We start from the raw sequence: 1,993 nt of genomic DNA on the forward strand, positions 1-1,993 counted from the left end.
GTTCAAGATTTCTTTAATAAACTTTTCTGCCTCTGATAACCGGCCTCTAAAAATGATCTTTCGGTTTTTATCTAATAGAACCGTAGTTGGACAAGTTTTTACACCAAATGTCTCTGCTTTTTTGTTGCTTTCCAATATCAAACAAGGAAAGCTGTAGCCTTTTTGCTTTAGAAGATCAAATGCTTCATTTGTTTTGTCGTCCTTAACTGGAAGGTTTAAAGCTATAATTTTAACATCAACATTATTCTTGTACTCATTATAGACTTTTTGGAATTCGGGGAACTCTTCGTAACATGGTTTACAGCCTATGAACCAAAAATCCAATAAAACTAATTTTGTGTTGAAATCTGTTCCTTTCACCATCAAACCATTTCGGTCTTTAGCCCAATAGTCTATAATTTTATTTTCATTAATCTCTCCAGCTTTATTATCCAGGATATCACCCCACAGAACATAACCTTTTGTTACAATGAAAGTTACCGTTAGGAATAATAAGAAGGGGAAGACCCATCTATATATTCCTTTTAACTTTAAATACAGGTAAAAGGAGAGTGCTCCGAGTATATGCGAAAGCATATCCGGCAACGTAAACAGACTGCTATTAAAAGAAATAATTCTGATAGGGAATTGTACTAAACAAATCCCTATTAAAATGTATGCAGCTATAACGTCTATAGATACTTTCTTAGAAAACAGATGAGAGCAGACGGCCATATATGAAAGATAGGCCAGGTAACCCACAGCTGTAGATGTATTCAGGTTCACATATCCTCTAAGTGGTGAAATTAAAACCTGTAGAAACGCAGAAAAAACAATAATTGTGATAGCTATCTTTATTTTCATCAATATATAGTTTGCTTTTGTCGGTGATGAAGCCATCATGCGCTACCAAATTCCATTCATATCGGTTTGTGTACTGCTGCACATGATGGTTTCATATCAATATTATAGAAGTAATGCTGGAAACTCTGTTGTCAACTTCATTACTTAATGGTTCCTTTAATCTTCAACTTATAAAATCGAGGAATTCCATCAGTTCTAACCAGAAGCTCGCGTTCCTGTTTTCCGGTTTTTCCAACAGTTAAAAAGAGGATATCAAATTTATCATCTGCTCCAGGATTGACTTTAAAGGTTTTCTTTCCAGGTGCAATGCAATCACACTCCGAGGAGATATCCTCAATAGTCAGTAATTTATTTGTTGTATTTTTTAATGTAAATGTAGCTTTAACAGTATCTCCAGATGATACCATTCTAAAGTTATAAACTGTATCTATCAGAATTCTATTTTCGCTTTCTTTACAACTGGTAAAAATTAGGCTTATTAAAAAAACAAAATAAATCAATGCCCTCATGAGGTAACAATTTTACAGCGTCCATCACAATCTTCTAAATATAGAAACCCACAGAAAGTAACTCTTGTACATAGAGGTATTAAATCTGTACACTTTTCATTACTAGAGGTACATGAAGTAAAAACGCTATTGGATGACTTACAATTACAAGATGGCTTTTCTTCAGTAGGAAGTGCGCACATGCATATGTCAGAGTTCCAGATTAATGGCTCCGGACATATTACTGGTTCACAATCTGATGTTTGTGTCGTGTTTTTTTTGCCAACAGAGCTCAACTCGTCCTTTGTGCTTAACGTTAATTTCGTGAGCATAAGGATAAGTTGACGTTCGGTAAATGCAGATAGTGCCTCCTTGACCCATGTGTTTGCAAATTCAATCGTAGCAGTATCTCTTTTGTCAAACATTTCAGGGGTTAATTTTGCAAGAAGCTTATTAAGATGTCCGATTTGTACATCCGTCAGTCCTCCGTTACTAATATAATGCTGAATGTTTTGTCTCCATATTGCTTCGCGTTCAAAGGAATTTAAAGTTTCGTAGGCCAGCTTAATGGATGTTTCTGTGGTAAACGTTCTCACTTCCATAAGGGCATTTGCGTCAATTTTCTCTTGATTTAGTTGGGTTAATGATGATTCTTTGCTACA

The 1,993-nt window shown here is 35.1% G+C and carries 3 protein-coding genes; all 3 read right to left on the minus strand.

Annotated features, from left to right (window positions below; genetic code table 11):
• The coding region (locus DBR11_RS24380) for a TlpA disulfide reductase family protein (protein WP_158275372.1) at nucleotides 1–843 on the minus strand (843 nt) is incomplete at its 3' end.
• Between the two features lie 140 nt (nucleotides 844–983).
• Entirely contained in the window at nucleotides 984–1,352 is a 369-nt protein-coding gene (locus DBR11_RS24385; RefSeq protein WP_108555193.1) for a DUF1573 domain-containing protein, read from the minus strand.
• A partial coding sequence (locus tag DBR11_RS24390) for a bacteriocin fulvocin C-related protein (protein ID WP_146186652.1) occupies nucleotides 1,349–1,993 on the minus strand: 645 nt, incomplete at its 5' end. The genes DBR11_RS24390 and DBR11_RS24385, both read right to left, overlap by 4 nt.

It is taken from the genome of Pedobacter sp. HMWF019 (genome assembly GCF_003061025.1).
Lineage (GTDB): Bacteria > Bacteroidota > Bacteroidia > Sphingobacteriales > Sphingobacteriaceae > Pedobacter.

Coding starts and splice junctions, on each gene's coding strand:
- DBR11_RS24385 (WP_108555193.1), bottom strand. CDS start 1,352: ATGAGGGCATTGATTTATTTTGTTTTTTTAATAAGCCTAATTTTTACC.